This is a genomic window from Streptomyces sp. NRRL B-24572 (assembly GCF_002156145.1).
In the GTDB taxonomy this organism is placed as follows: Bacteria; Actinomycetota; Actinomycetes; order Streptomycetales; family Streptomycetaceae; genus Streptomyces; species Streptomyces vietnamensis.
The window spans coordinates 1-1,539 of record NZ_MWIG01001066.1; the positions used below are offsets into that span (position 1 = coordinate 1).

Below are 1,539 nucleotides of genomic sequence, written 5' to 3' on the forward strand. Positions count from 1 at the left end.
CACCGGCACCGGTTCCGGCCCCCGCGCCTCCCCCGGGCCGGGCTTCGGTGCGGGTGCCGCGGCCAAGGGGGCAGCGGCGCGGACGAGTTCGGGAGCGCGCACCGGCTCCGGCCGCCCGGTCCAGAAGTACCCGCCCGCGAGGCCCGCGGCCACGAGCAGGACCACCGTCAGCGCGGCCAGCGCCTTCGGTTCGAGCCCGCACCTGGTCTGCACCCACACCGGGGTCCGGTCGCGGAGCAGGGCGGCCAGCCGCTCCCGTACCCCTGGCGGGGAGCCGCGCTCCGGCGCCTCCGGCACCTGCCGAACCTCCGGCGCGCCCACCGGAGGCGGTGCCCACACCGGCACCGGCGGGGCCGTCCTCGGGAACAGGGCCTCCCCCCGCCGCCGTACGACACCCCCGGGCAGCGTCGGGGCCCGTCCGTGCCTGCCGGCCGGAGCACCCGCCGTGCCCGAGGCCCTGGGGATGGTCGATGCGATACGTGTACGAAGAGTCATGTCCGTGACGGTAGAGATCACGGTCGGCCCGTGCGGAGCTCAGCCTGCTTCCGTGGACAGGCGCTCCGCTGTGGAAAACTCCCTCACCCGTGTGGGGGACGGACCGGACTCAGCGCGGCGAGACGACGACCGCGAGGAGACCGGGGCCCGTGTGGGCGCCGATGACCGCCCCCACCTCGCTGACCTGGAGTTCCTCGATCCCCGGTACGCGTTCCCTGAGCCGGTCCGCGAGCGCGGCGGCTCGCTCCGGTGCGGAGAGGTGGTGCACGGCGATGTCGACGGAGCCGGAGCCGGCCCGCTCCACGGCGATCTCCTCCAGGCGTGCGATCGCCTTCGAGGCCGTGCGCACCTTCTCCCGCAGTTCGATCCGCCCGCCGTCGAGTTCGAGGAGCGGTTTCACCGCGAGCGCGGAGCCGAGCAGCGCCTGCGCGGCGCCGATGCGCCCGCCCCTGCGCAGATAGTCCAGGGTGTCGACGTAGAAGTAGGCGGAGGTGCCCGCGGCGCGCTTCTCGGCCGCCGCGACCGCCTCGTCGAGGGAACCGCCGGCCTCCGCGACCTCGGCCGCCGCGAGGGCACAGAAGCCCAGTGCCATGCCCATCATGCGGGTGTCCACCACGCGTACGGGAACGGGGGCGTCCTTGGCCGCGAGCACGGCGGCGTCGTAGGTCCCGGAGACCTCGGCGGACAGATGGAGCGAGACGACGCCCTTCGCACCCGCCGCGGCGGCCTCGCGGTAGGCCTCGGCGAAGACCTCGGGGCTCGGCCGCGAGGTGGTGACTGGCCGGCGCTTCTGCAGGGCCTCGGCAAGGGCCTTCGCCGAGATCTCCGTGCCCTCCTCGAGGGCGCGGTCGCCGATGACGACGGTCAGCGGGACCGTGGTGATCGCGTGCCGCTCCCTCGTCTGGCGTGGCAGGTAGGCCGTTGAATCGGTGACGATCGCGACATGCCGGGACATGAGCGGGAGGTTACCCGCCGGGGCCGCCGTGTGGCAGCCCGGCCCCCCTCAGCGGACACGGGTCCGCGCCCCGCGCGGCCGGTCCCGCG

General features: G+C 75.1%; 1 protein-coding gene and 1 pseudogene. Both read right to left on the minus strand.

Features of this window, described 5'->3' with window-relative positions:
* A pseudogene (locus tag CCN56_RS40190) lies at positions 1-297 on the minus strand (ComEA family DNA-binding protein); the annotation flags it as partial.
* 307 nt (positions 298-604) lie between these two features.
* Entirely contained in the window at positions 605-1,450 is an 846-nt protein-coding gene (locus tag CCN56_RS40195; RefSeq protein ID WP_086832499.1) for a DegV family protein, read from the minus strand.
* Positions 1,451-1,539 lie beyond the last annotated feature (89 nt).

Excerpts from the sequence above, each read along its gene's own strand:
- CCN56_RS40195 (WP_086832499.1), bottom strand. The coding sequence starts at position 1,450 with ATGTCCCGGCATGTCGCGATCGTCACCGATTCAACGGCCTACCTGCCA.